The organism is Streptomyces sclerotialus (assembly GCF_040907265.1).
Lineage (GTDB): Bacteria > Actinomycetota > Actinomycetes > Streptomycetales > Streptomycetaceae > Streptomyces > Streptomyces sclerotialus.
This window is the reverse complement of the sequence record NZ_JBFOHP010000002.1, coordinates 6,080,849-6,103,286: the sequence shown is the minus strand read 5'-3', so window position 1 is coordinate 6,103,286 and position 22,438 is coordinate 6,080,849. Positions and strand designations below refer to the sequence as shown.

Annotated in this window: 17 protein-coding genes; 5 read left to right on the top strand and 12 right to left on the bottom strand. The window is 71.9% G+C overall.

Going from position 1 to position 22,438, the window contains the following annotated elements; translation table 11 throughout:
- Positions 1-440: 440 nt before the first annotated feature.
- From AAC944_RS27000 to AAC944_RS26980, 5 genes are all read right to left on the bottom strand, one after another.
- Positions 441-1,415 (bottom strand): FadR/GntR family transcriptional regulator, encoded by a 975-nt coding sequence (locus AAC944_RS27000; RefSeq protein WP_078888733.1) that lies wholly within the window; start codon positions 1,413-1,415, stop codon positions 441-443.
- Between the two features lie 222 nt (positions 1,416-1,637).
- Positions 1,638-4,022, bottom strand: a complete 2,385-nt coding sequence (locus AAC944_RS26995) for an ATP-binding cassette domain-containing protein (RefSeq protein ID WP_030618693.1) — start codon at positions 4,020-4,022, stop codon at positions 1,638-1,640.
- A 287-nt stretch (positions 4,023-4,309) separates the two neighbouring features.
- On the bottom strand, positions 4,310-5,074 hold the full coding sequence (locus tag AAC944_RS26990) for an NUDIX hydrolase (RefSeq protein ID WP_030618696.1): 765 nt from the start codon (positions 5,072-5,074) through the stop codon (positions 4,310-4,312).
- Positions 5,075-5,122: 48 nt separating this feature from the next.
- On the bottom strand, positions 5,123-7,201 hold the full coding sequence (locus AAC944_RS26985; protein ID WP_051872039.1) for a glycogen debranching N-terminal domain-containing protein: 2,079 nt from the start codon (positions 7,199-7,201) through the stop codon (positions 5,123-5,125).
- 113 nt (positions 7,202-7,314) lie between these two features.
- Positions 7,315-8,790, bottom strand: a complete 1,476-nt coding sequence (locus AAC944_RS26980; RefSeq protein WP_051872017.1) for a DUF4192 domain-containing protein — start codon at positions 8,788-8,790, stop codon at positions 7,315-7,317.
- Between the two features lie 126 nt (positions 8,791-8,916).
- On the opposite strand from AAC944_RS26980, the gene AAC944_RS26975 reads away from it, so the two are divergent.
- Together AAC944_RS26975 and AAC944_RS26970 are read left to right on the top strand one after the other, a co-directional pair.
- Positions 8,917-11,079, top strand: a complete 2,163-nt coding sequence (locus AAC944_RS26975) for a RecQ family ATP-dependent DNA helicase (RefSeq protein ID WP_030618704.1) — start codon at positions 8,917-8,919, stop codon at positions 11,077-11,079.
- Positions 11,080-11,417: 338 nt separating this feature from the next.
- Positions 11,418-12,071 carry a hypothetical protein gene (locus AAC944_RS26970; protein WP_030618708.1) on the top strand — a complete coding sequence of 218 codons (654 nt, stop codon included), beginning with the start codon at positions 11,418-11,420 and terminating at the stop codon, positions 12,069-12,071.
- Positions 12,072-12,233: 162 nt separating this feature from the next.
- Here the strand turns inward: AAC944_RS26970 and AAC944_RS26965 are convergent, their stop codons facing one another.
- The 4 genes from AAC944_RS26965 to AAC944_RS26950 form a co-directional block, all read right to left on the bottom strand.
- A complete protein-coding gene (locus AAC944_RS26965) occupies positions 12,234-12,869 on the bottom strand; it encodes a hypothetical protein (RefSeq protein ID WP_030618711.1) in 636 nt (211 codons plus the stop codon).
- 66 nt (positions 12,870-12,935) lie between these two features.
- Positions 12,936-13,637, bottom strand: a complete 702-nt coding sequence (rnhB, locus tag AAC944_RS26960; protein WP_030618716.1) for a ribonuclease HII — start codon at positions 13,635-13,637, stop codon at positions 12,936-12,938.
- A 354-nt stretch (positions 13,638-13,991) separates the two neighbouring features.
- Positions 13,992-14,900: an ADP-ribosylglycohydrolase family protein gene (locus AAC944_RS26955; RefSeq protein ID WP_030618718.1), complete on the bottom strand. Its 909-nt coding sequence runs from the start codon at positions 14,898-14,900 to the stop codon at positions 13,992-13,994.
- Between the two features lie 10 nt (positions 14,901-14,910).
- On the bottom strand, positions 14,911-15,570 hold the full coding sequence (locus AAC944_RS26950) for a histidine phosphatase family protein (protein WP_030618721.1): 660 nt from the start codon (positions 15,568-15,570) through the stop codon (positions 14,911-14,913).
- 355 nt (positions 15,571-15,925) lie between these two features.
- Between AAC944_RS26950 and AAC944_RS26945 the strand changes: the two genes are divergently transcribed.
- Positions 15,926-16,579 carry a TetR/AcrR family transcriptional regulator gene (locus AAC944_RS26945; RefSeq protein ID WP_030618723.1) on the top strand — a complete coding sequence of 218 codons (654 nt, stop codon included), beginning with the start codon at positions 15,926-15,928 and terminating at the stop codon, positions 16,577-16,579.
- Positions 16,580-16,648: 69 nt separating this feature from the next.
- Positions 16,649-16,984 (top strand): hypothetical protein, encoded by a 336-nt coding sequence (locus tag AAC944_RS26940; RefSeq protein WP_030618726.1) that lies wholly within the window; start codon positions 16,649-16,651, stop codon positions 16,982-16,984.
- Between the two features lie 58 nt (positions 16,985-17,042).
- On the opposite strand, the gene AAC944_RS26935 is transcribed toward AAC944_RS26940, so the two are convergent.
- The gene (locus tag AAC944_RS26935; protein WP_078888735.1) at positions 17,043-17,648 is read right to left on the bottom strand and encodes a YdbC family protein; all 606 of its coding nucleotides are present in this window, start codon (positions 17,646-17,648) and stop codon (positions 17,043-17,045) included.
- A gap of 356 nt (positions 17,649-18,004) precedes the next feature.
- Here AAC944_RS26935 and AAC944_RS26930 point away from each other — a divergent pair, with 356 nt between their 5' ends.
- Positions 18,005-18,541 (top strand): TerD family protein, encoded by a 537-nt coding sequence (locus AAC944_RS26930; protein WP_030618732.1) that lies wholly within the window; start codon positions 18,005-18,007, stop codon positions 18,539-18,541.
- A gap of 87 nt (positions 18,542-18,628) precedes the next feature.
- On the opposite strand, the gene AAC944_RS26925 is transcribed toward AAC944_RS26930, so the two are convergent.
- Entirely contained in the window at positions 18,629-21,505 is a 2,877-nt protein-coding gene (locus tag AAC944_RS26925; RefSeq protein ID WP_030618735.1) for a vitamin B12-dependent ribonucleotide reductase, read from the bottom strand.
- A gap of 120 nt (positions 21,506-21,625) precedes the next feature.
- Positions 21,626-22,147, bottom strand: coding sequence for a transcriptional regulator NrdR (gene nrdR / locus AAC944_RS26920; RefSeq protein ID WP_030260734.1), 522 nt, complete (start codon positions 22,145-22,147; stop codon positions 21,626-21,628).
- Positions 22,148-22,438 lie beyond the last annotated feature (291 nt).

Sequence of the window (22,438 nt, the reverse complement as noted above, 5' to 3'; positions counted from 1 at the left end):
ACGGGCCCTGCGGCACGTACGCGGTCCATCCTTCTTCTCCCTTGTCCTGCGTGCGATACGTGCGGTGCGTGTGGCGCATCCTTGCTTCGCCGTACCGCTGCTCCGCTGCATCGAGCGATCGCCGGCTGGGCTGCCGGGCCGTGTCGCGTGCTGCTTGCCGCCTGCTGCTTGCCGTTCGTCGTGCGCTGCTGCTCATGCCGCGTCGCGGGCCTTCGTGCAGGCGCCTCGCGGGAGGGGTCCGGCGGGCGGGCGCCTCGGCCTTCGCCCCGCGGAGGCGAAGGCGCCTCCGCCGAGAGCGGCCGGTCGGGTGCGGGTGCGGATGCGGGGCGCGAGGTGCGGAATGCAGCACGGCGTACGGTTTCTGCCGGGTGGGAGCCCGGAGTGTCACTGGCTGGGCCCGGCCCCGCTCGGCGCTCGGCGCACGCGGCAGAGCGGCGTCTTCAGTGCTCGCGGGGTGCGGGCACCACGTGATCCGCTCCACCGCCCGCGCCGGGCACCCCGGTTTCCCCGTCGCTCGCGAGGAGCTGGCGCATCGCGGCCTCCGCGCCGGCCGCGTCGCCCGCACCGATCGCGTCGATGATCTTCATGTGCTGGCCGACGGACGTCTCCACGGGGTGCTCGCAGCCGAGGGACGAGCCGCCGGAGACCTGGAGGGCTGCGGAGACGATGCCGGAGAGGTGCTCCAGCATGCGGTTACCGGTGAGCTGGAGGAGCAGCGAGTGGAACTCCGCGTCCGCGCGGGCGAACGTCAGGGAGTCGCCCTGCGCCGCTGCATGACCCATGATCTCGACCATGTCGGCGAGGCGCTGCTGTACGTCCTCGCGGCCGTGCCCGGCCGCGAGACGGGCGGCGAGCGGCTCGATGGTCCAGCGCAGCTCGCACAGCTCCCGGCGCTGGTCGTCACGCTGGGGCCCGTACGCCCGCCACTCGATGATGTCGGGGTCGAGGAGGTTCCAGTCGCTGACCGGGCGGACCCGGGTGCCGACGTTCGGGCGCGCGCTGACCAGGCCCTTGGCCTCCAGGACGCGCAGCGATTCACGGACGACGGTGCGGGAGACCTCGAAGCGCTGGCCGATCTCTTCGGGTACGAGCGGACGGTCGGCCCCGAGGTCACCGGAGACGATCATCTGGCCGAGCTGCTGGACCAGTTGGCCGTGCAGGCCACGGCCGCGGCTGCCGGCGGTGCGGCGGCCGACCCGGCCCATCTCGCTGTCATGGCCGTCCCATACGGGAGCCACGCGGTCGGCGCGCTCGCCGCCGACGGCGTCGGCGTAGGGGTAGCGGTCGAGCTCGCCCGGGCCGGTGAGGCCGGAGTCGGCGGGGCGAGTCGCGGTCATCATGGTGTGCGCAAGGGTACTCACGCATCCTTTGTCGGCGACGTGCCGGAGAGCCTTGAGGTCTTTGGTGAAAAGCACACGAAAGGGTGATCGCCCATCACCCTACAATTGACGCTTTATCGGAAGGAACCAGACGCATTGCGCGAACTTCTAGACAGTTCGCGCAGTTCACAGCACCGAAGGTGTCGGCACCTCATGCGTTCGCGCCGCGCCCGGCCTGTCCCTCACCGGCCCTCACCTCGACTTTCCCCTGTTCTTCGCCTTCTCACCCGATGCCCGGCTCGCGCTTCGCCGCGCGCCTCACCCCACCCTTCTCCGCAGGGCCGTCAGGACATACGCGCAGAGCAGGACAGCGAGTGAAACCCCCATCGCACCGACCACCGGCTGCGCCGCCAGCCGCCACGCGGTGTCGGTCAGCTCGCCGACTCCGGACGGCCACCGGACCGCGGCCGTCGCCTGCATCCGCGCCGGGAAACCGACCACCGATCGCGTCGTCGGATCGCTCAACACTCCCTGTACGAGCGGAACCACGGCGACGGGCACCGCCAGTACCGCCGCCAATCCCATGGCCGTCGACCGGAAGATCCCGGCCGCCAGGAGGCCCGCCCATGCGGCCCCTACCAGAAGGGCGCCCCAACCGAGCGAGAGAAGCGGCCAGTCGGCGACCGACGGCAGCGCCTGCACACCGAAGACATAACCCACGGTCACACCGTTGACGAAGGCTGAAGTGATCGCCAGGAAGAGCACGCTCACCGCGCTGACCAGCAGCTTGGCACCCAGCAACCGCAACCGGCGCGGCACGGAGCCCTGTTCCGGCGCCAGCGCCGGGTACCGGAACTCCTGCCCGAACGCGAGCGCTCCGATCAGCCCGGCCCCCACTGCGGCGGGCGGGAACGGCAGCCGGTCCGGCCACCCCGCCAGCGCGCGTGCCGCCGACACGTCACCGCCGCGCGCCAGCACCCACGCCAGAGCGAGCGAGACCACCAGTACGAGCAGCCCTACGCCCCGCGCCGTACGGTCACTGGCCGCGCGCCGCACCTCGTAACGCACCGGCCACGCCGGTCCCGGTGCGGGCAGCCGCGGCAACTCCAGCCGAGCTGCCTGAATCCTGCCGCGCACGGTCGAAGAGGGGCGCGGCGTACGAGGAGCCGCGCCGTCGGCCGTCTCCTCGGCCGCTGTTCCATGCGGCGTTCCATGCGGCGTTCCATGCGGCGGGATGACGGGCGACTTCCCGGTCGAGGCGCCGCTGCTGTCGTCGGCGGACACGACCGGAAGTTCGAGCGTCGTGGTGAGTTCGCTGCCGCGATCCGCCACCGAGAGGGCCCGTCCCGACGCGGTGACGCCCCTTCCCGCCCCCGCGAGGCCGCCGGCCCGCCCCGGACCCTGCTCACCACCGGGCCAGGAGACGAGCGCACAGTGCCCTCCGGCGTCCCTGCGCACCACTTCACCGGTGTACCGGCGCTCCCTGGTCGTTCCGGTGTGCGCCTGAGCGGTCACCTCGGTGCTCGTCCCGGCACTCGTCTCGGCGTTCGCCTCGGTGCTCGTCTCTGCACTCGTCCCCGTACTCGTCCCGGCGTTCGCCCCGGTGCTCGTCCCAGTGTGCGCTTCGGCGTTCGCCTCGACGGGGGCCCCTGAGCCGCCGGCGTCGGAGTACGCCTCCGCGTACCTGGCGTCGTTCTTCTCGTACTCTTCCTCGCCCTTGCCGGCCTCCGCGGTCACCACCGCTCCATGACCGGCCGTCAGCCTCGTCGCCGGCCGGCCGTCGGTCCGGTTGAGGGGGATGACCGGCCTCGCGTCGCCCACCTCGTCCGCGAGCTGATGCATCAGGATGCCGTGCCGGAACGCCGTGTCCCCCACCAGCGCGCAGCTGCTCCCGTACACGGCGATGCGATTACCGCTCTCCCGTACGACCTCCAGCGCCTGTTCCGCACGCGGGTCCACGGCCGGGTCGGCGCGCTGCCACTCGTCGACCAGGATCGCCGCCAGCCGGTCGGCGTGCGGGGTCTGCACGCTGACGCGTGGCCGCAGTCGCGTGTGCGCGAAGGCCCCGACCTCCTGGTCAGCGACCAGCCTGCCGTCCTCGATCGTGACGATCCGGTCACCCAGGCGGGCGGCGGCCTTGGCGTCCGAAGCCGTGACGAGCACGCTTCCGCCCTGCGCGGCGAACCCCCGCAGCAGTCCGTACAGCCATGCCGCCTCGCGGGGCGAGACCCCGTCAGCCGGTTCGTCCAGAATCAGCGTGTGCGGATCGCCGAGCAGCGCAGCCGCCATACCCAGCCGACGGTCCATCCCCCGCGAGAACTCGCCCAGCCGCTGCTCCTCCAGGCCACTGAGGCCGACGATCTCCAGGACCTCCTCGGCACGGTCCGGCGGGACCCCGGCCGCCGCGGTGAGCATCCTCAGGTGCGACCGGGCCGTACGAGCGGGGTGGCCCGGTACGTCGCCGAGCAGCACGCCCAGCTCCCGCGCCGGATTCGGCAGGCGGTGCAGGGTACGGCCGCGGAAGAGGGTGATGCCTCTCCCTCGCTCCATCCGCAGCATCAGACGCAGGGCCGTGGTCTTGCCCGCTCCCCTGGCTCCCAGGAGGACGGTGACCTCACCGGCCGGCGCCTCGAAGCTCAGGTCGTCGACGGCCGGTGGCAGGCCGCGACGGGCTTCGCTGGTCAGTCCGACGGCCTGGATCATCGCAGACCTCGCTCGGTCCACAGCCGCCCGGCAACGGGCCCGAGGGCAGGAGCCGGGACAGGTGGGACGACGGCGCTCGGGGAGAGCGCGAGAGCAGGGCCGTACGGGAGGGTGGGGCCGGACGGGAGGGTGAGGGCGGATGCGAGCGCTGCGGGGACTGGAGGACTCACCCCGCCACGGTAACCCGGAATGTCCCATTTGACCGCAATGTCGAGCTGCTTGCTGTGCTCGTGCCCCCGGAAGGACTCCTGCTCACACCTCCGGACGGAGCAGGCCCCCTCCTCGACTCATACCTCGGGGCGGAGCATGGGCGGATTCAGGAGCGTGGCGCCTCCCGCCCTGAACAGCTGGGCCGGGCGGCCTCCCTGACGGGTCGTCGTACCGCCGGTCGGGACGAGGAACCCTGGCGTGCCGGTCACCTTGCGGTGGAAGTTCCGGGGATCCAGGGCCACGCCCCAGACCGCTTCGTACACCCGGCGCAGCTCCCCGACGGTGAACTCCTGCGGGCAGAACGCGGTGGCGAGCGAGGAGTACTCGATCTTGGAGCGGGCCCGTTCGACGCCGTCCCCGAGGATGCGCGCGTGGTCGAAGGCCAGGGGCGCGGCCTGTTCGCCGTCCCGGACGAGGCCGTTCTCCTGCTCCAGCAGCGTGTCGACGGGGGCCCAGCGGGCGCTGTGCGCATCGCCGCCCGCCCGCGGGGCGGGCAGGTCGGGGGCGAGCACCAGGTGGGCGACGCTGACCACCCGCATCCTCGGGTCGCGCTTGGGGTCTCCGTACGTGGCGAGCTGTTCGAGGTGGGCACCGGGGACCGGCTGGGGGCCCGCGGGGCCGTGCGCGTGCAGGCCGGTCTCCTCGGCGAGTTCCCTGGCCGCCGCGGTCTCCAGATCCTCGTCGGCCCGTACGAATCCACCGGGCAGCGCCCACCGCCCCTGGAACGGTGACTCACCGCGACGCACGGCCAACGCGCACAGCGCGTGTTTGCGCACGGTGAGCACGACCAGATCGACGGTGACGGCGAACGGGGGGAAGGCCGACGGGTCGTAGGGAGGCATGTCGCGATCATAGTCGTCCGCTTGACGATAAACAGGCCGTCCTCTGCTTCACGCCCCCAGTTGCAGGCCATCTGCCGCCTCCTCCACCATTCCCAGGCCACGGCTGCTGACATGTACGGAGAAAGGCTGCTCCGCAACGGCCAGACCGGTGACATGCATGGCGCCCAGGGGCGTGCCTGCGAACGGCCGTACGGCGAGCGTGCCGCCCGGGACGTCCGGGCGGATGCCCACCAGGGTGAGAAGGGCGTACACCGCGCCGGCGGCCGCCACCGCGGCCGGTCGGCAGGCCGTGGGATGCGGCACGGGAGCGCCGTCACCCGTGCGCTGCTGCCCCGCGTACATCTCCGGAAGGCGGTACCCGAAGCTCTCCGCGGCGTCCAGCAGCCCTCTGATCAACGACGTCGCTTCCGCTTCGCGGCCCGCGGCTGCCAGCGCCGACGCGGCGACGGCGGTCTCCTGGACCCGGACCGCCCCGCTGCGGTGGCCGAAGGGGTTGTAGCCGTCCTCCTTGCTGCCGAGGCCGCGCAGCCCCCATCCGGTGTCCAGTACGGGGCTGTTCAGCAGTTTCGCGACCTGTTCCGTGCGGACGCCGTCCAGCAGACCGGGGGCGTGCGTCCCACCGCCGAGCAGTCCGGTGTCCAGGAGGTGAGCGGCGCCGGACACGAGGCGCGTGAGCGATCGCCCGTCGGGCGCGCACAGGGCAGCGGGGCGGCCACCGCCGGGGTCGTCGATCCAGAAGTCCTCCCGGAAGCAGCGGCGCAGTTCGGCGGCCCAGTCACGGAGCGCGTCGGCTCCGGGGCGGTTGCAGGCTTCGAGGAGGTCGGCGCCGAGCAGTGCGGCACGGTGGGCGTGCGCCTGCGTCTCGCAGCGGTAGGGACCGGCGGGCGCCGGATCAGGTACGTACCCGGCGCGAGCCGTGGCATCGGAGGCAGGCTCTGCCGTACGGCGCAGCCAGGCGAGGCATCGTTCGGCGGCGGGCAGCAGCCGTTCGACTTCGGGGGCGGGCAGGCCCCACCGACGGGCCTCGGCGAGGACTGCGGGGAACAGCAGGGTCGCCTCGATGCCCGTACAACTCGGCGGTGCATACGGGCCGGCGTCGCGCAAGGGGCCAGGGATTCGTCCGAAATCCGGCCCTGGGTCCGCATGTTGGCTGCGGGCGAGGGTGCGGAGGGTGCTCGCGGCGAGCCTGGTGCCCAGCGGGAGGAGCATGCGGGCCGCGGCCAGGGCTTCGGCCGGGGCCGGACCGCACCGCCAGGGCACACCGGCCGCGAGTCCGGTGTCGGCAGGAACCGAGGGGTCCCGGATCAGCAGGCCGTGCAGATCGTCGAGCGCGGTGGCGAGCAGGGTTCCGGCACGGGGGTCGTCGCACCGGAGCCGGGCGGCCGACCAAGGGCGGGGCGGGCGAGCGGCACTCGCTCCGGTGTGCGTGGGAACGGCGCCGCCTGTGGATGCCGGGCGCGCCGGCCCGGTGGCGCCGCCGCGGATACGCAGTTCGACGGCGCGGTGGGCGCCGGGTGGCAGTTCCAGGCCCCAGCGGAGCAGCCCGGCAGCGGCGAGCGCGTCGTCCGGCGGCGGATCCGCCGTGACGGTGGCGTGGACCGTGTCGCTGGTCCAGCGCAGTCCGGCGTCATGGACGGAGGCGGGCAGGTCGGGCCCGGGGAGCCCGAGGGCGACGGCGCTCAGCTCGGCGAGGTCGGTGGCGAAGGTGATCTCCAATGGGAGGCGCAGGACTCGTGGAGTGTTGTTGTGCAGGGTGATGCGTTCGGTGCCGTCGGCATTGCGCAGGCGCTCGACGAGGAGGCCGGGGTCGGGCCCGGGATCGTGTGGCGTACGGATGGTGCCCGTGAAGCGGACGCGGTCGGCGCCCAGCTGCTTGGCCTGCACGGTGAGCGGCTGGGCGCCTGCCACTCGTAGGACGCAGCGGGCGAGCACACGTCTGCCGGAGAGGTAGAACCCTTCCATGCCGCTGCCGGTGAGCTGCCCGTGGGTGCTGGAGGAGATGACGAGCGCGGGCAGCGCGACGCAGGTCAGGGCGGTGTGGACGGGTTGTGGCTCGGGTGGCCGGGGAGGGGGCGCGGCGCGTTGCCGTGCGGGGGCCGGGTGGGTTTGCGGAGTGGTGGGGAACATGCCTGCCATGGGGGGTGCTCCCTGAGAGGGTGGGGATTCCGGACGGTCTGCGCCACATAGGGAAACGCTGCGGCCGATGCGCAGGTCACGCCGGAATGCGTGCTCGGGCGGGCTCATCGTGGGCTCCGGTCGTCCCGGCGGCCTCCCGTGGGACCGGTACGCGGATGGGGGCGGCCTGTGTGAGGGCGGGCCGCGGGGCGGGTGCGCGCTCGGGGGCCCGCAGGGCGATCGAGGCGCGGGCGGCGGAACGGTGTGCGGCCGGTGCGCGGGGCGGTCGTTCCGCTGCCGGACTCGTCGTCAGCGGTGGTGGGCAGGTCGGCGGGGGTGTCGGATGTGCGGCTCGTCGCCTGCTCCGGCTCCGGCGCGGTGCCGGCCCCGGAGATGGAGTCGGTCCCAGGGATGGTGTCGGCCCCGGGGGTGGCTGCAGAGGCTGCGGGGCGGGCCGTGGCACGAAGGCAGCGGCGGAGTTTCTCGGGGTCGAGGTCTTCGTCCAGGCCACGGTGGAGGAGCTGGGCGAAGAGGTAGTCGGGGTCGAGGGTGAGGGCGCGGCACAGGGCCACCCGGGCGGAAGCCGCGTCGCCGGTCGCCCAGGAGACCCAGCCGGCCAGGGTGAGCGGGGCGGCGGCATGGGTTTCATAGGCGTCGGGGCAGCGACGGGCCAGCGCGCGCCAGAGCCGCAGGGCCGGCGCGGCGTCCGGGCCCTCCATCCACGCGGCGGCACGGTCCCTGGTGAGGCGGTCCTGGAGCCCGAGGATCATCTCGGCGGCCTCGCCATGGCTGAGGAGGGCGTCGTCGCAGGCGTCCTTGGCGCGGTGGCTGCCGGACGGCGGGTCGTCGCGGAAGGTGTGGAGGGCGCGCGTGAGGAGGGCGAGGGTCTCTTCTCGTACCGTTTGGGGGTCCTGGGTCGAGAGCATGCGCGGGACGAGCGCGGCCGCCGCGGCGTCGAGGGCTTTGACCTGGTCAACAGCGCGGGAGCCGGTCAGCGGGGACAACCGGGCTTCGATCTCCTTGAGCGATCCGCGGACCTGGACGCCGGAGTAGGCGGCGGCCGCTGCCATGACGGACGTACCGGGCACGGCGAGGGGTGTGCCGGCGGCGGGGCAGCAGCGCTCGTCGGGGCAGACGTAGGACCAGAAATGACCGTGGGAGATGCACAGGGCTTCCATGACGGGGACGTCCCGGCTGCCGCAGGCGATGCGCAGTCGCTGGGCGAGCGGTTCGAGGCGGTCCCGTACTTCCCGGCCGGTCTCGGCGGTCGACGGGTCCTGGCAGAGGAAGGCGATGATGCCGCTGGGCGGCGTACCGCGCTCCCGGCCCGAGGTGATCAGGCAGTCGGCGAGCTGGTCGGCGATGTAGGGCCACTGGCCGGTGTCGGTGGGAATGCCGAGCCGGACCCGGCCGCCGAAGCGTCCGCGATCGCCGTGGAGGGCGACGAGGACGACGCTGTCGTCGGGATAGAAGCCGAGCAAGTACGGCAGAGCGTCCGCGAGTTCGGCGGGGCCGCGCAGGGTCACCCGGGTCTCGGGGGTGTTCCGGGAAGTGGTGGGGCGGGGGTCTGCCGGGTTGGCCGGCTCGATGTGGTGGGTCATGGGTCGAAGGTGCCGTGGTTCGCCGCGCCGCTGCGACCCCTGTGGATAACTCGCGGGTGACGGGAGTTGTCCACAGGACGATGCGGCCGGTCGCGCGGTGTCAGTGGCATCGGGTTGCATGGAGTCATGAGCAACGAACAGCTGCGTGCCTCGGCCGATGCCGTCCTCTCCCGTCTCGTCGGGGATCCGGGCGGCACCGCCCGGCTGCGCGAGGATCAGTGGCGGGCGATCGAGGCGCTGGTCGCCGACCATCGCCGCGCGCTGGTGGTGCAGCGCACGGGCTGGGGCAAGTCGGCGGTGTATTTCGTCGCGACCGCGCTGCTGCGGCAGCGCGGCAGCGGCCCGACGGTGATCGTCTCGCCGCTGCTGGCGCTGATGCGCAACCAGGTCGAGGCGGCCGCGCGGGCGGGCATCCGCGCGCGCACGATCAATTCCTCCAACACCGAGGAGTGGGACACCGTCCAGGCCGAGGTGGCGGCGGGCGAGGTGGATGTGCTGCTGGTGAGTCCGGAGCGGCTGAACAATCCGGACTTTCGCGACCAGGTGCTGCCCAAGCTCGCCGCTGCGACCGGTCTGCTGGTGGTCGACGAGGCGCACTGCATCTCGGACTGGGGCCATGATTTCCGGCCCGACTACCGCCGGCTGCGTACGATGCTCGCCGATCTGCCGCCGGGCGTCCCGGTCCTGGCCACGACGGCTACGGCCAATGCCCGGGTGACCGCCGACGTGGCCGAGCAGCTCGGCACCGGCGGCAGCTCGGACGCCCTGGTCCTGCGCGGCCCGCTGGACCGGGAGAGCCTGAGCCTGGGCGTGCTCCAGCTGCCCGATGCCGCGCACCGCATGGCCTGGCTCGCCGAGCATCTGAACGATCTCCCGGGCTCCGGGATCATCTACACGCTCACGGTGGCCGCCGCCGAGGAGGTGACGGCCTTCCTGCGGCAGTGCGGGCACACGGTCGCCTCGTACACCGGCAAGACCGAGAACGCGGACCGCCAGCAGGCCGAGGAGGATCTGCTCGCCAACCGCGTCAAGGCGCTGGTCGCCACCTCCGCGCTCGGTATGGGGTTCGACAAGCCCGACCTGGGGTTCGTCGTCCACCTCGGTTCACCGTCCTCTCCCATCGCGTACTACCAGCAGGTCGGCCGTGCCGGGCGTGGCGTGGAGCATGCCGAGGTGCTGCTGCTGCCCGGCCGGGAGGACCAGGCGATCTGGGAGTACTTCGCCTCCATCGCCTTCCCTCCCGAGGAGCTCGTGCGCCGGACGATCGACGTGCTCGCCCACGCCGACAGGCCGCTGTCGCTGCCCGCGCTGGAGCCTCTGGTGGAGCTGCGCCGCTCCCGCCTGGAGACGATGCTGAAGGTCCTCGACGTGGACGGCGCGGTCCGGCGGGTCAAGGGCGGCTGGACCGCCACGGGACAGCCGTGGACGTACGACGCGGAGCGGTACGCATGGGTGGCGCGGCAGCGGGAGGCCGAACAGCAGGCGATGCGTGAGTACGCCGCGACCGCCGGCTGCCGGATGGAGTTCCTGCAGCGGCAGCTGGACGACGAGGGCGCGGCGCCCTGCGGCCGCTGCGACAACTGCGCGGGGCCGCGGTTCACCGCCGACGTGTCACCCGCGGCGCTGGACGCGGCGCGCGGTGAACTGGGCCGGGCGGGCGTCGTCGTCGAGCCTCGTCGTATGTGGCCGACGGGACTGCCCGCGATCGGTGTCGACCTCAAGGGCCGCATCCCGGCGGGTGAGCAGGCCGCGGCGGGGCGGGCCCTCGGCCGGCTCTCGGACATCGGCTGGGGCAACCGGCTGCGGCCGCTCCTCGCGCCGCAGGCCCCGGACGGTCCCGTGCCGGCCGATGTGCTCGACGCCGTGGTCGGCGTACTGGCCGACTGGGCGAAGGGGCCGGGCGGCTGGGCGAGCGGTGATCCGGAAGCGCCCGTCCGGCCCGTCGGGGTCGTCACCATGGCTTCCCGTACCAGGCCGCAGCTGATCGAGTCCCTCGGCGCCCGGGTGGCCGAGATCGGCCGGATGCCGCTGCTGGGTTCGATCGCGTACACGGATGCCGGTGGCGACACCCCCCTGCCGCGGTCGAACAGCGCTCAGCGGCTGCGCGCCCTCGACGGGGCGCTGGCCGTTCCACCGCAGCTCGCCGAGGCGCTGCGCGCAGCGGGCGGCCCGGTGCTCCTCGTGGACGACTCGACCGAGACCGGCTGGACGCTCGCGGTGGCCGCGCGGCTGCTGCGCCGGGCGGGGGCGGGAGGTGTACTGCCGCTGGTGCTCGCCGTGCAGGGCTGACCGAGGCCGGCTGCCGGGAGCCAGGCGCTCCATCGGGGCCGGCGCAAGGTCCGACGGCCGGCGGGCGGACGGGGGCCGTGTTCCCTGAGGTCGCCCTGTGCGGAAAGAGGCTCGTGCGCCGGTGCGCGCTTCGGCGGGCGGCTGAGCGGGAAGGATGAGGACGACGCACTCGTCGATTCCGGAACACCGCGGCGGATTTTTCATTGCCGCATGCGTGTACGACCGCGAGAATCGGAGTGCTTCCCCATTCCAGCCGTCCGCGGCTCAACAGGAGTGTGTCGTGGTGCGACGGTGCGCCCGGCCGCTCCGGCTGCCGCCGCGTCGACGAAGGGAGGACCGTGACCTTCGGCATCACTGCGCCCCTGACCACGTCCCAGCCTTCCTCGGCCACATCGGCCGCCCGGCTGGGCCGGATGCTGGAGCCCTCGGAGTGGGCCTCGGCGGCGATCCCCTTGCTGAGCAACCCTCGTGAGATCGTCACCGGTCTCCATGACCGTCATCTGCCCGGACCGTCCACCGCCGTGGTCGCGGTGCTCGATCCGGAGGAGCGGGTGACGGCGAGCGCGTCCTTCGTCCTGCGTACGGACGCGCCCGACGGCTGGGACTTCCGCAACGCGCTGCTGACGCAGCTGCGCCGGGTGATACCGCACGATCTGCGGTTACGCGTACCGGTACGGACGGCCGTGCTGCTCTACTGCCGCGACGGCGAGCCGTTGTGGACGGAGGCGGACGGCGCCTGGATGTGGGGGCTGCGCGACGCCTGCACGTTGCACGGGCTGCGCTGCGGCGCCTACATCACGCTGACCCGCGACGGCTGGCAGGTGTTCGGCGAAGGCCGCGGCGGGCGGAGGCCGTACATCGGGTCACGGCCGGAGCGTCCTCAGCCGTCGGAGCCGACCCATGAGCGGCACGGCGGCGGTGTGCCCGCGAGGCCACCGCGGCGCACGGGAGGCGGAGCGGTGGAGGCCCGTCGGCGTACTGCCGCCCGCTGAGCCGGTACGGACGGCCGGCCCGCGCTTCCGGACAGCCGCAGGCACGTCCGTACGGTGCACCGGGCGCGGCCGGCGGCGTCGGGAACGCCGGAGGACAGCGGGCGGTACGGAGCGAGCCCGGCGGCCTTGGTGACCGGGCCGGGTCGCTCCGAGCCGGCTCGCTTACGCCTTCGCGCCGATGAGGGCGTTGATGCGCTGCGGGTCACCGCAGACGATCAGCAGGGCGCCGGCCCGGGCCATGGCGGCGGGCAGGGCCTTGGCGACCGCGTCGTCCGAGCCGCCGTTGACCGCGACGACCACCACGGGACGGCCCTTGGCGCGCTCGGCACCGGCATCCGCGTAGAACACGTCGTCCGCGGCGTCGTGCTGCGCCCAGTAGGACGCCTCGCCGAAGGACAGCTCGTGCGTGGCCCAGGGGTGCTGGTCGCCGGTGGTCAGGACGAGCACCTCGTTCGGGGCGCGTCCGGAGTCCAGCAGCAGGTCGACCGCCTCGTCGGCGGCATCGACGGCACCCTCGGCCGGCGCGGGGATCAGCTGCAGCTGCGCTTCGGCAGCGGCGGCACCCGGCGCGGCCGGCTTGGGAGCCGTGCGCTGCGGGGGCGGGGCGGCGGCCGGTCCGCGGGAGGGGCCGGGCTTGCCGGGACGGGCGCTGGCCGCGGGGGCGCCGCGCGGAGGCGCGGGGCGGGGACCGGGACCAGGTACGGGACGGGGGGTCGACGCGGTGCGGCCGGCGGCCGGAGTTGCGCGGGGACCCGGGACACTCTCGTGAATCTGAGGCTCCTCGGGGATGAGAGGCATGAAGTGATGTCTATCAAACGTAGGTACGGGACATGTCAGGGGGTACCGGATTCACATCCGTACCGCTCAGAAGTCGAAGCCGAGTTGGCCACCGGCCTCCAGAGCGGCTGCTTCGGGGGTGACACGCACCTTCTTCAGGTGCTGCCAGCGGGGCAGGGCGTCCATGTAGGACCACGACACCCTGTGATGTGGGGTCGGGCCCCACTCCTCCAGGGCCGCGCGGTGCACCGGTGAGGGGTAACCGGCGTTGTCCGCGAAGCCGAAGTGCTCGTGTTCCAGGCCCAGTTCGGCCATCATCGTGTCGCGCTTCACCTTCGCGATGACGGAGGCGGCGGCGACGGCGACGCAGGACTGGTCGCCCTTGATGACCGTACGGACCCTCCAAGGGGCGCCGAGGTAGTCGTGCTTGCCGTCGAGGATGACCGCGTCGGGCCGGACCGGAAGGGCCTCCAGCGCGCGGACGGCGGCCAGCCGCAGGGCGGCGGTCATGCCCAGGTCGTCGATCTCCTCGGGACTGGCGTGGCCGAGGGCGTGACAGGTGACCCAGTCGCTCAGCACGGCGGCGAGTTCGTCGCGACGCTTGGGGGTCAGCAGCTTGGAGTCGGTGAGTCCGGCGGGCGGGCGGCGCAGTCCGGTCACGGCGGCGCAGACGCTCACCGGGCCGGCCCAGGCTCCGCGCCCGACCTCGTCCACTCCTGCGATGATCTTGGCGCCGGTCGTGGCGCGCAGCGATCGCTCGACGGTGTGAGTTGGGGGCTCGTAGGGCATGGCGCCAGACAGAGTACGCCCCCGCCCGCAGCCGCTTCGCACCGCGGGTGCCTCTCGTGCGATTCGTCCCGCACGGCCGGTGTCCTCACCGCCCGGAACGGGGCGCTCGGAGCCTTCCCGCGACGGCCCCTGGTACTTCGTACGCATGCCCTTGGCTTTCAGCGGGCGATCACGAGGACCGTGGTGCCGCGGTCCTTGTGTCGCCGGTTCTCCTCGTTGTCACCGGCGCGGTCACCGGGCCCGGAGACCCGGAGGTCTCCGGCGGTGCGGGCCGGTTCCCTCGGCGCCGGTCACCGGACAGCGTGCCCGAGGCCCCGGTGGCGCCGGGACTGTCAAGGGTACGCCGCACGAGCGTCAGGAGGGTCCGGCCGGCATCCAGGAAGGGAGGTCCTCGGTGTGGGCCAGCCACTCCTGCGGCGGCGCGCCTGTCGGGCCGGCCGCCACGATGCCTCCGACGATCGCGCAGGTGGTGTCCACATCGCCGCCCGCGTGGGCGGTGGTCCAGAACGCCTGCTCGTAGCTGCCGAGGTTCCGCGCGGCGGCCCACAGGGCGAACGGCACGGTGTCGTGCGCCGTGGTGCGCCGGCCGCAGCCGAGCACCGCGGCGACGGTGCCGGCGTCGCCGTAGTCGAGCATGTCGCGGGCGCGGCGCAGCCCCGCCTGGACGGCGCTGCGCGGGATGAGTTCCACGACGGCGTCGAGCAGCGCTTCGGGACCTGCGGCGCGGCCCGGGTCGGCGACGAGCGCGGCGGCGGCCGCGACCGCCATCGTCCCGACGACCGCCTCACGGTGCTGGTGGGTGACGTACGCGGAGATCTCCGCCTGGTGGGTGGCCTGCTCGGGATCGTCGGCGTACCAGGCACCGAGCGGGGCGATGCGCATCGCGGCACCGTTGCCCCACGACCCCTGGCCGTTGAAGAGCGCCGACGCCAGCTCGCGCCAGTCCCGGCCGTCCCGCACCTGCCGGAGCAGACGGTCCACGGCGGGGCCGTACGCCCGGTCCTCGTCGTGGCGCTCGGCGAAGGAGCGGGCGAGGGCGTCCTGGTCGATGCGGCCGTGCTCGGTCAGCACGGTCAGCACCGAGGCGGCCATCTCGGTGTCGTCGGTCCACCGCCAGGGAGCCGGCGGCAGTGCGCGGCGCTTGAGCGCGGGGTAATGGGCGGGCACGAAGAACTGGGAACCCAGGGCGTCGCCCACGGCGAGCCCCCGCAGGCTCTCCAGGGCCCGCGCGAAGCGCTGTGCGTCACGGTGATCGGCGGTCATCGAGTGCACTCTAACCGCTGGCGCCGTACGACTGCGGTGTGCACCAGCTCTCGAACGGCCGGTCCAGGCGGTACCGCCCGTCCGGCCCGAGCAGCAGGGTGCGGTGATCCGCGTTGTGCGGATTGGAGAGCGACTCGAATTCGGCGACGGTCCAGTGGAACCACCTCATGCAGAACAGCCGCATGGTCAGCCCGTGCGTGACGATCAGGACGTTCGGCGGGTGATCGGGGGCCTCGAAGCTGCGCCACAGGCTCTCCAGGAACGCCCCGACGCGGTCGTAGACGTCCGCCCCCGACTCACCCTGGGCGAAGCGGTAGAAGAAGTGGCCGTAGGCGTCGCGGTAGGCCTTCTGGAGCCGTACGTCGTCCCGGTCCTGCCAGTTTCCCCAGTCCTGCTCGCGCAGCCGCGGCTCCTCGCGCACCCGGACCAGGTTCTCGTCCAGGCCGAGCGCCCGGAACGTCTGGTGCGTGCGACGGTACGGAGAGACGTACGCGGATATTCGCTCGTCCCCGAACATGGCCCGCAGCCGCTCGCCGGCCTCCTCGGCCTGCTTGATGCCGCGCTCGGTCAGGCTCAGGGCGTGGTCCGGCTCCCGCTCGTACACCGTGTCGTCGATATTTCCGTCGGACTCTCCGTGTCTGATGAGGACGATGCGTCGGGGGCGTGCCATGCCGCCAGCCTAAAACGCGGCGACGGCACCCGCCCGGAGCGCCACCGCTCGCGGCCCCCTGTCCCGCCGCGGGCGCGGGGGCCTGCGGGAAGCGCGGCCGCCCGACCGCGAAGCACGGGCAGCCACGCGAACGAGGAGAGCAGAGAGAGTAAGGAGAACAGGATGGTCAGAGTGGTGAGGACGATGAGAGACGTCCGGAGAATGTGAGCGGGCATTGCTGCCTCCCCCGAGGCCGCACTGGTCGGCCGATCGGCCGGACAGCCGATCGACCCGGAACGTAACGCAACTACTGTCGCGTTACGCTGCCGATGGTGACACGCCTCGTCGACTGACGCAACTGGAGTAGCTTTTGCCTGTGGAAAACGGACCGTCCGGAGCCGGGCACGACGTCGGCACCGGCCGGCCTGGCACCCGGCGGCCCGGCGGACGTACCGCCCGCACGCGCGCGGCCGTCCGCGACGCCGTGCTGGCCGGGCTCGCCGAGCACGGCTACCCCGGACTGACCGTCGAGTACGTCGCCGAACACTCCGGCGTGCACAAGACGACGCTGTACCGCCGCTGGGGCGGGGTCGACGGGCTGCTCGTCGACACGCTCGGCCTGGCCGGCGAGGACAGCTGGACGCCGCCCGACACCGGCACGCTCGAAGGCGACCTTCGCGCGCTCGCGATGGAGGTGGTGCGCTCGTTCGCCGATCCCGGAACCGCCGCGCCCAGCTCTGCCGTCATCGCCGCCGCCTTCCAGTCCGAGCAGGCCGCGCAGGCGCTCCGCGCGTACTACGCCGAACGATTCGCACGCTGCGAAGTGATCGTGGACCGGGCCGTCGACCGCGGTGAGCTGTCCGGCCCGCGATCGGCCGTCGACGGCGGTGCGCTGGTGCGCGCCGCCGCGGCACCGCTCTTCCTCCGGCTGTTCATCACGCGCGAGGGACTCGACGGGACGGCGGCCGAGCAGGCGGTGGCCGTCACGCTGGCAGCGGCACACGCCGGAGCGTTCACGACGAGCGGCTGATCACGAATTCCGCCGGACGAGCACCCCGGCAAGCAGCGGACCGGCTCCAGGCCGCCGACCGAGGCGACGGTGATCACCAGTGCGGCGAAGTACGCCGTACGCAACGCGGAGCTGCACCGCATCGTGTACGGGTCGGCGAACGCCCCCGCGCTGGAGTTGTGCAAACAGGCCAACCGACGCGTCATCGACCTGATGTGTGCCTTCGTGGCGGAAGGTGCGGAGGCCGGTGCCTTTCAGGCGCGCGATGCGCGGCTCGCGTTCCGGATGGTCCATCACGCGGCCGACGGGCTCCTCGACGACCTCATCGCCGAGGGGGGCGACCTCGACATGGGGCAGGTCACCGCGACGGTGCTGGAGCTGGCCCATCGGGCGCTCGGCGACGCCGGCTACCGGGCGGGCGGCTGAACGGCATCCAGGGAGTACGGCGCCGGAGCGCGCACCCGTGTCCGTCGGCACGCGTGTCTCACACCGTCCAGGACGGCTCCAGGTCCACCACGTCCCCGGTGACCCCCGCGATGTCCGCGGCCATCTGGGCCCGCAGAGCGAGCCGTTCGATGCGCTCGGGGCGGTACTTGCCGCGCTCGGCGGCCGACTGCCACAGCGACAGGACCAGGAACTCCTCCCCCGGGGCGCGCCCCAGCAGGCCGCGCAGCATCCCTGGGGAGCCCGCCATGGCGGGGTTCCAGACCTTCTCCTGCATCAGCTTGTAGTGATCGACCCGGTCCTGCTTGACCTGGCAGTACGCGAGCCGCAGGACGTCGGCGTCCGCGAAAACGGGGCGGAAGCCGACCTTGACGTCCAGCTCGTGCTCGAAGAGGCGGGTCTGGCTGTTCTTGTACGTGCCGATCTGGGCGGCGGCCAGGCGGTCGTGCGATCTCGCCATGAACGAGTCGTAGAACGCTCTGCTCTCCCAGAAAGCCACGAGGTGCGCCACGCCGGGCCGGGTACGGCTCCAGCCGCCTCCCTGCCCCCGAAAGCCCGGCTCCCCGGGCAGCCCCGCCCATTTGCGCTGCCCCCGTTCGAACCCCCGGCGGTCCACGACGGTGCAGCGAATCCACTTGACCAGCACCGCGCCATCGTACGGCCCCTTGTGTCCCTCGTGTTACTACGCGTCACAGAACGCGCACCTCAACTCACGCGCCCTGCACCCGCAGTTCCGGCGCGCGTGCCGGTTCCGGGCTCCGGCGTACGACCCGATTCCCGCCGCGCGCCCGGCGGTTGTCAGTGACGGCCGTTACGCTCCGGGCAAATGAACGCACTGCGTGTCGCACCGCCGTGGCAGCATGGGTGACTCATGTGAAGCAGCAGGTTGGGTAAGTCTGGGGAAGCAGCCGGTGTTTGGCCACCGGAGCGGTCCCCACCGGAACACCGGCGGCAGGCGGGCAGCTCCGGGAACGGTGCCCAGGTCCGAGGAAGGGAAGTCTGGTGAGCAGTCTCAACAAGGGGATCGACAAGGCCGAGGTCACGCTGAAATGGGACCCGAGCCCCCAGGGTGAGCCCGCCAACGACCTCGACATCATCGCCGCGACGTACCTCAAGGACTCCGTGTGCGGCGAGCCCGACTACCTCGTGCACTTCGACCAGCGCTCCCCCGACGGGACCATCACGCTGAACCGGGACAGCAGGACCGGGCAGGGTTTCGGTGTGGACGAGGCGATGACGCTGGAGTTCTCGCGGCTGGCGGACCGGTACGGCCGGGTGGTGGTGGGTGTCGCCATTCAGCAGCGGAACGGGAAGCGTACCTTCGGCGACATACCGAACACGCTGGTCCGCATCCTCGAGGGCTATGACGTGCTGGCGGAGGACGACTTCGGTGCGGTCGCCGACTCCACCGCCGCGGTGGTCGCGGAATTCGTGCGGGACGAGGACGGCGAGTGGCAGCTCGTGCGCGGGGTCCGCGGCTTCGGCGGTGATCCCGACGAATTCGCCTCGTGGATGGGGCGCAGGCCCGCCGCCGGGTGACGTGGAACGAACACCGGGGGCGGTGGCGGCGAGACCCCGCCACCACCGCCCCCAGCGGCTACTTCACGCCCCCTGAGGGGCGGATCGTCAGCTGCAGCCGCTGGTGGAGCCGCAGCCCTCGCAGAGGTAGCAGCTGCCGGCGCGCTGCATCTTCGTACCGCAGGAGAAGCACAGCGGGGCGTCGGCGTTGATGCCCAGCTGCATCTCGACCAGCTCCGCATTGGTGTGCGCCTGCTTCGGGGCCGGCGCGGCGGTCTCCTCGACGACCTCCTCGGTGGAGGTCGGCGCGGAGTTCTGGGCCGCCGGGGTCAGCGGCGCGGACTGCGCCAGACCCTGGATGTCGACCTCGTCCTCGGCCGGCTCGTACGAACCGGTCTCCAGGTGGCGCTGACGCTCCTCGACGGAGTGGATGCCGAGCGCCGAGCGGGTCTCGAAGGGCAGGAAGTCCAGCGCCAGGCGGCGGAAGATGTAGTCGACGATCGACTGCGCCATCCGCACGTCCGGGTCGTCCGTCATGCCGGCCGGCTCGAAGCGCATGTTGGTGAACTTCGAGACGTAGGTCTCCAGCGGCACGCCGTACTGGAGGCCGACCGAGACCGCGATGGAGAAGGCGTCCATCATGCCCGCGAGGGTCGAGCCCTGCTTGGACATCTTCAGGAAGACCTCGCCCAGGCCGTCGTCCGGGTAGGAGTTGGCCGTCATGTAACCCTCGGCGCCGCCGACGGTGAAGGAGGTGGTGATGCCGGGACGGCCCTTCGGGAGACGCTTGCGGACCGGGCGGTACTCGACGACCTTCTTCTCGGCGACCGGCTCGGCCTTCTTCTCCTCCTCCTTCTTCTTGGCGGAGAGCGGCTGGCCGACCTTGCAGTTGTCGCGGTAGATCGCGAGCGCCTTCAGGCCGAGCTTCCAGCCCTGGAAGTAGACGTCCTCGATCTCCTCGACGGTGGCCGACTCCGGGACGTTGACCGTCTTGGAGATCGCGCCGGAGAGGAACGGCTGGGCGGCCGCCATCATGCGGACGTGGCCCATCGCAGAGATGGAGCGCTCGCCCATCGCGCAGTCGAAGACCTCGTAGTGCTCCGGCTTGAGGGCCGGCGCGTCGATCACGTTGCCGTGCTCGGCGATGTGGGCCACGATCGCCTCGACCTGCTCGGGCTGGTAGCCCAGGCGCTTGAGGGCCTTGGGGACCGTGTTGTTGACGATCTGCATCGAGCCGCCGCCGACGAGCTTCTTGAACTTGACCAGGGCCAGGTCCGGCTCGACGCCCGTGGTGTCGCAGTCCATCATCAGGCCGATGGTGCCGGTGGGGGCCAGCACGGAGGCCTGCGCGTTACGGAAGCCGTTCTTCTCGCCGAGGCGGATGACGTCCTGCCAGGCCTCGGTGGCCGCGGCCCACACCGGGGTGTCCAGGTCGTCCATGCGCGTGGCGGCACCGTTGGCGTCCGCGTGCTGCTTCATGACGCGCTTGTGGGCGTCGGCGTTGCGGGCGTAACCGTCGTACGGGCCGACGACCGCGGCCAGCTCGGCGGAGCGCTTGTACGAGGTACCGGTCATCAGTGAGGTGATGGCACCGGCCAGCGCACGGCCGCCGTCGGAGTCGTAGGCGTGACCGGTGGCCATGAGCAGGGCGCCGAGGTTGGCGTAGCCGATGCCCAGCTGGCGGAAGGCGCGGGTGGTCTCGCCGATCTTCTCGGTCGGGAAGTCCGCGAAGCAGATGGAGATGTCCATCGCGGTGATGACCAGCTCGACGACCTTGGCGAAGCGCTCCGCGTCGAACGACTGGTTGCCCTTGTCGTCGTCGCGCAGGAACTTCATGAGGTTGAGCGAGGCGAGGTTGCACGAGGAGTTGTCCAGGTGCATGTACTCGCTGCAGGGGTTCGAGGCGGTGATCCGGCCCGACTCCGGCGAGGTGTGCCAGTGGTTGATCGTGTCGTCGTACTGGATACCGGGGTCGGCGCAGGCCCAGGCGGCCTCGGCCATCTTGCGGAACAGGCCCTTGGCGTCGACCTCCTCGATGACCTCGTTGTCCATGCGGCCGCGCAGGCCGAACTTCGAGCCGGTCTCGACCGCCTTCATGAACTCGTCGTTCACCCGGACGGAGTTGTTGGCGTTCTGGTACTGGACGGACGTGATGTCGTCGCCGCCCAGGTCCATGTCGAAGCCCGCGTCGCGCAGCGCGCGGACCTTCTCCTCCTCCTTCACCTTGGTCTCGATGAAGGCCTCGACGTCCGGGTGGTCCACGTCCAGGACGACCATCTTGGCGGCGCGGCGGGTGGCGCCGCCCGACTTGATCGTTCCGGCGGACGCGTCGGCGCCGCGCATGAAGGAGACCGGCCCTGAGGCGTTGCCGCCGGAGGAGAGCAGCTCCTTGGAGGAGCGGATGCGGGAGAGGTTCAGGCCGGCGCCGGAGCCGCCCTTGAAGATCATCCCCTCTTCCTTGTACCAGTCGAGGATCGACTCCATGGAGTCGTCGACCGAGAGGATGAAGCAGGCGCTGACCTGCTGCGGCTGCTTGGTGCCGACGTTGAACCAGACCGGCGAGTTGAAGCTGAAGATCTGGTGCAGGAGGGCGTAGGCCAGCTCGTGCTCGAAGATCTCGGCGTCGGCCGGGGAAGCGAAGTAACCGTTCTCCTCGCCGGACTTCCGGTACGTCTTCACCACGCGGTCGATGAGCTGCTTGAGGCTCTTCTCACGGTCCGGAGAGCCGACCGCACCACGGAAGTACTTGCTTGTGACGATGTTGACCGCGTTCACCGACCAGAACTCGGGGAACTCGACGCCACGCTGCTCGAAGTTGACCGAGCCGTCGCGCCAGTTGGTCATGACGACGTCACGGCTCTCCCACGCCACCTCGTCGTACGGATGCACGCCGGGGGTGGTGTGGATGCGCTCGATACGCAGACCCTTGCTCGCCTTGCTTCCCTTGCGGGAGCCTCGCGCCGGGCCGCTCGTCGTCTCTGTCATGCCGCCTCCCTGTACAGGCGTAAACGCCCTGATGTGCACACTTCTTCCCGTGGCACGGTGTATGTCTTGCTGCGCCGGGGCTCCTGCTCAGCCCCGGCGAGGTCCGGATGCGCGCCGAGCTCAGTCGGCGGCGGGGGCGGGCACGGGGACCGCCGAATTCTCGGCCTCCCCGCAGTTCCCGCAGTGGTGCGAGGGCGGCCGCTGCTCACGCAGCTCCGCGATGGCCGCCTCGAAATCCTCGAGCGAATCGAACGCCCGGTACACGCTCGCGAAGCGCAGGTACGCGACGAGGTCCAGCTCCTGCAGCGGGCCCAGTATGGCGAGCCCGACGTCATGGGTGGACAGCTCGGCGCTGCCGGTCGCGCGGACCGCCTCCTCGACCCGCTGGCCGAGCTTGGCGAGCGCGTCCTCGGTGACCGGCCGGCCCTGGCACGCCTTGCGCACGCCGGCGATCACCTTGTCGCGGCTGAAGGGCTCGGTGACCCCGCTCCGCTTGATCACCGTGAGTGACGCCGTCTCGATCGTCGTGAACCGCCGGGAGCAGTCGGGGCACTGCCGGCGGCGCCGGATCGAGGTGCCGTCGTCGGTGGTGCGGCTGTCCACGACCCGGCTGTCGGGGTGCCTGCAGAAGGGGCAGTGCATGGCTTCACCCTCCTCACCCTCGAAAACGGACGTACGCCACTGAATCCGGCGTACGGCTGATAGCCCGGACAGGGCCCGAACGGGGGCCTCCGGAGCGACCACAAGCATAGGCGATCCGCAGGCCGTGAAAGACCATGGACCACAACGTCTGGTGGCTGTCGCCCATCCAAGCACTACATGTGGTGCCGGGCGAGAAAATGCACACACCGCGTGTCGCGGCGGCGCAGCAGCCACGAGCGTACGTGAGACCCCCCGGTGACCGCTGCGGCGGGGCGGCAATGACAGACTTGG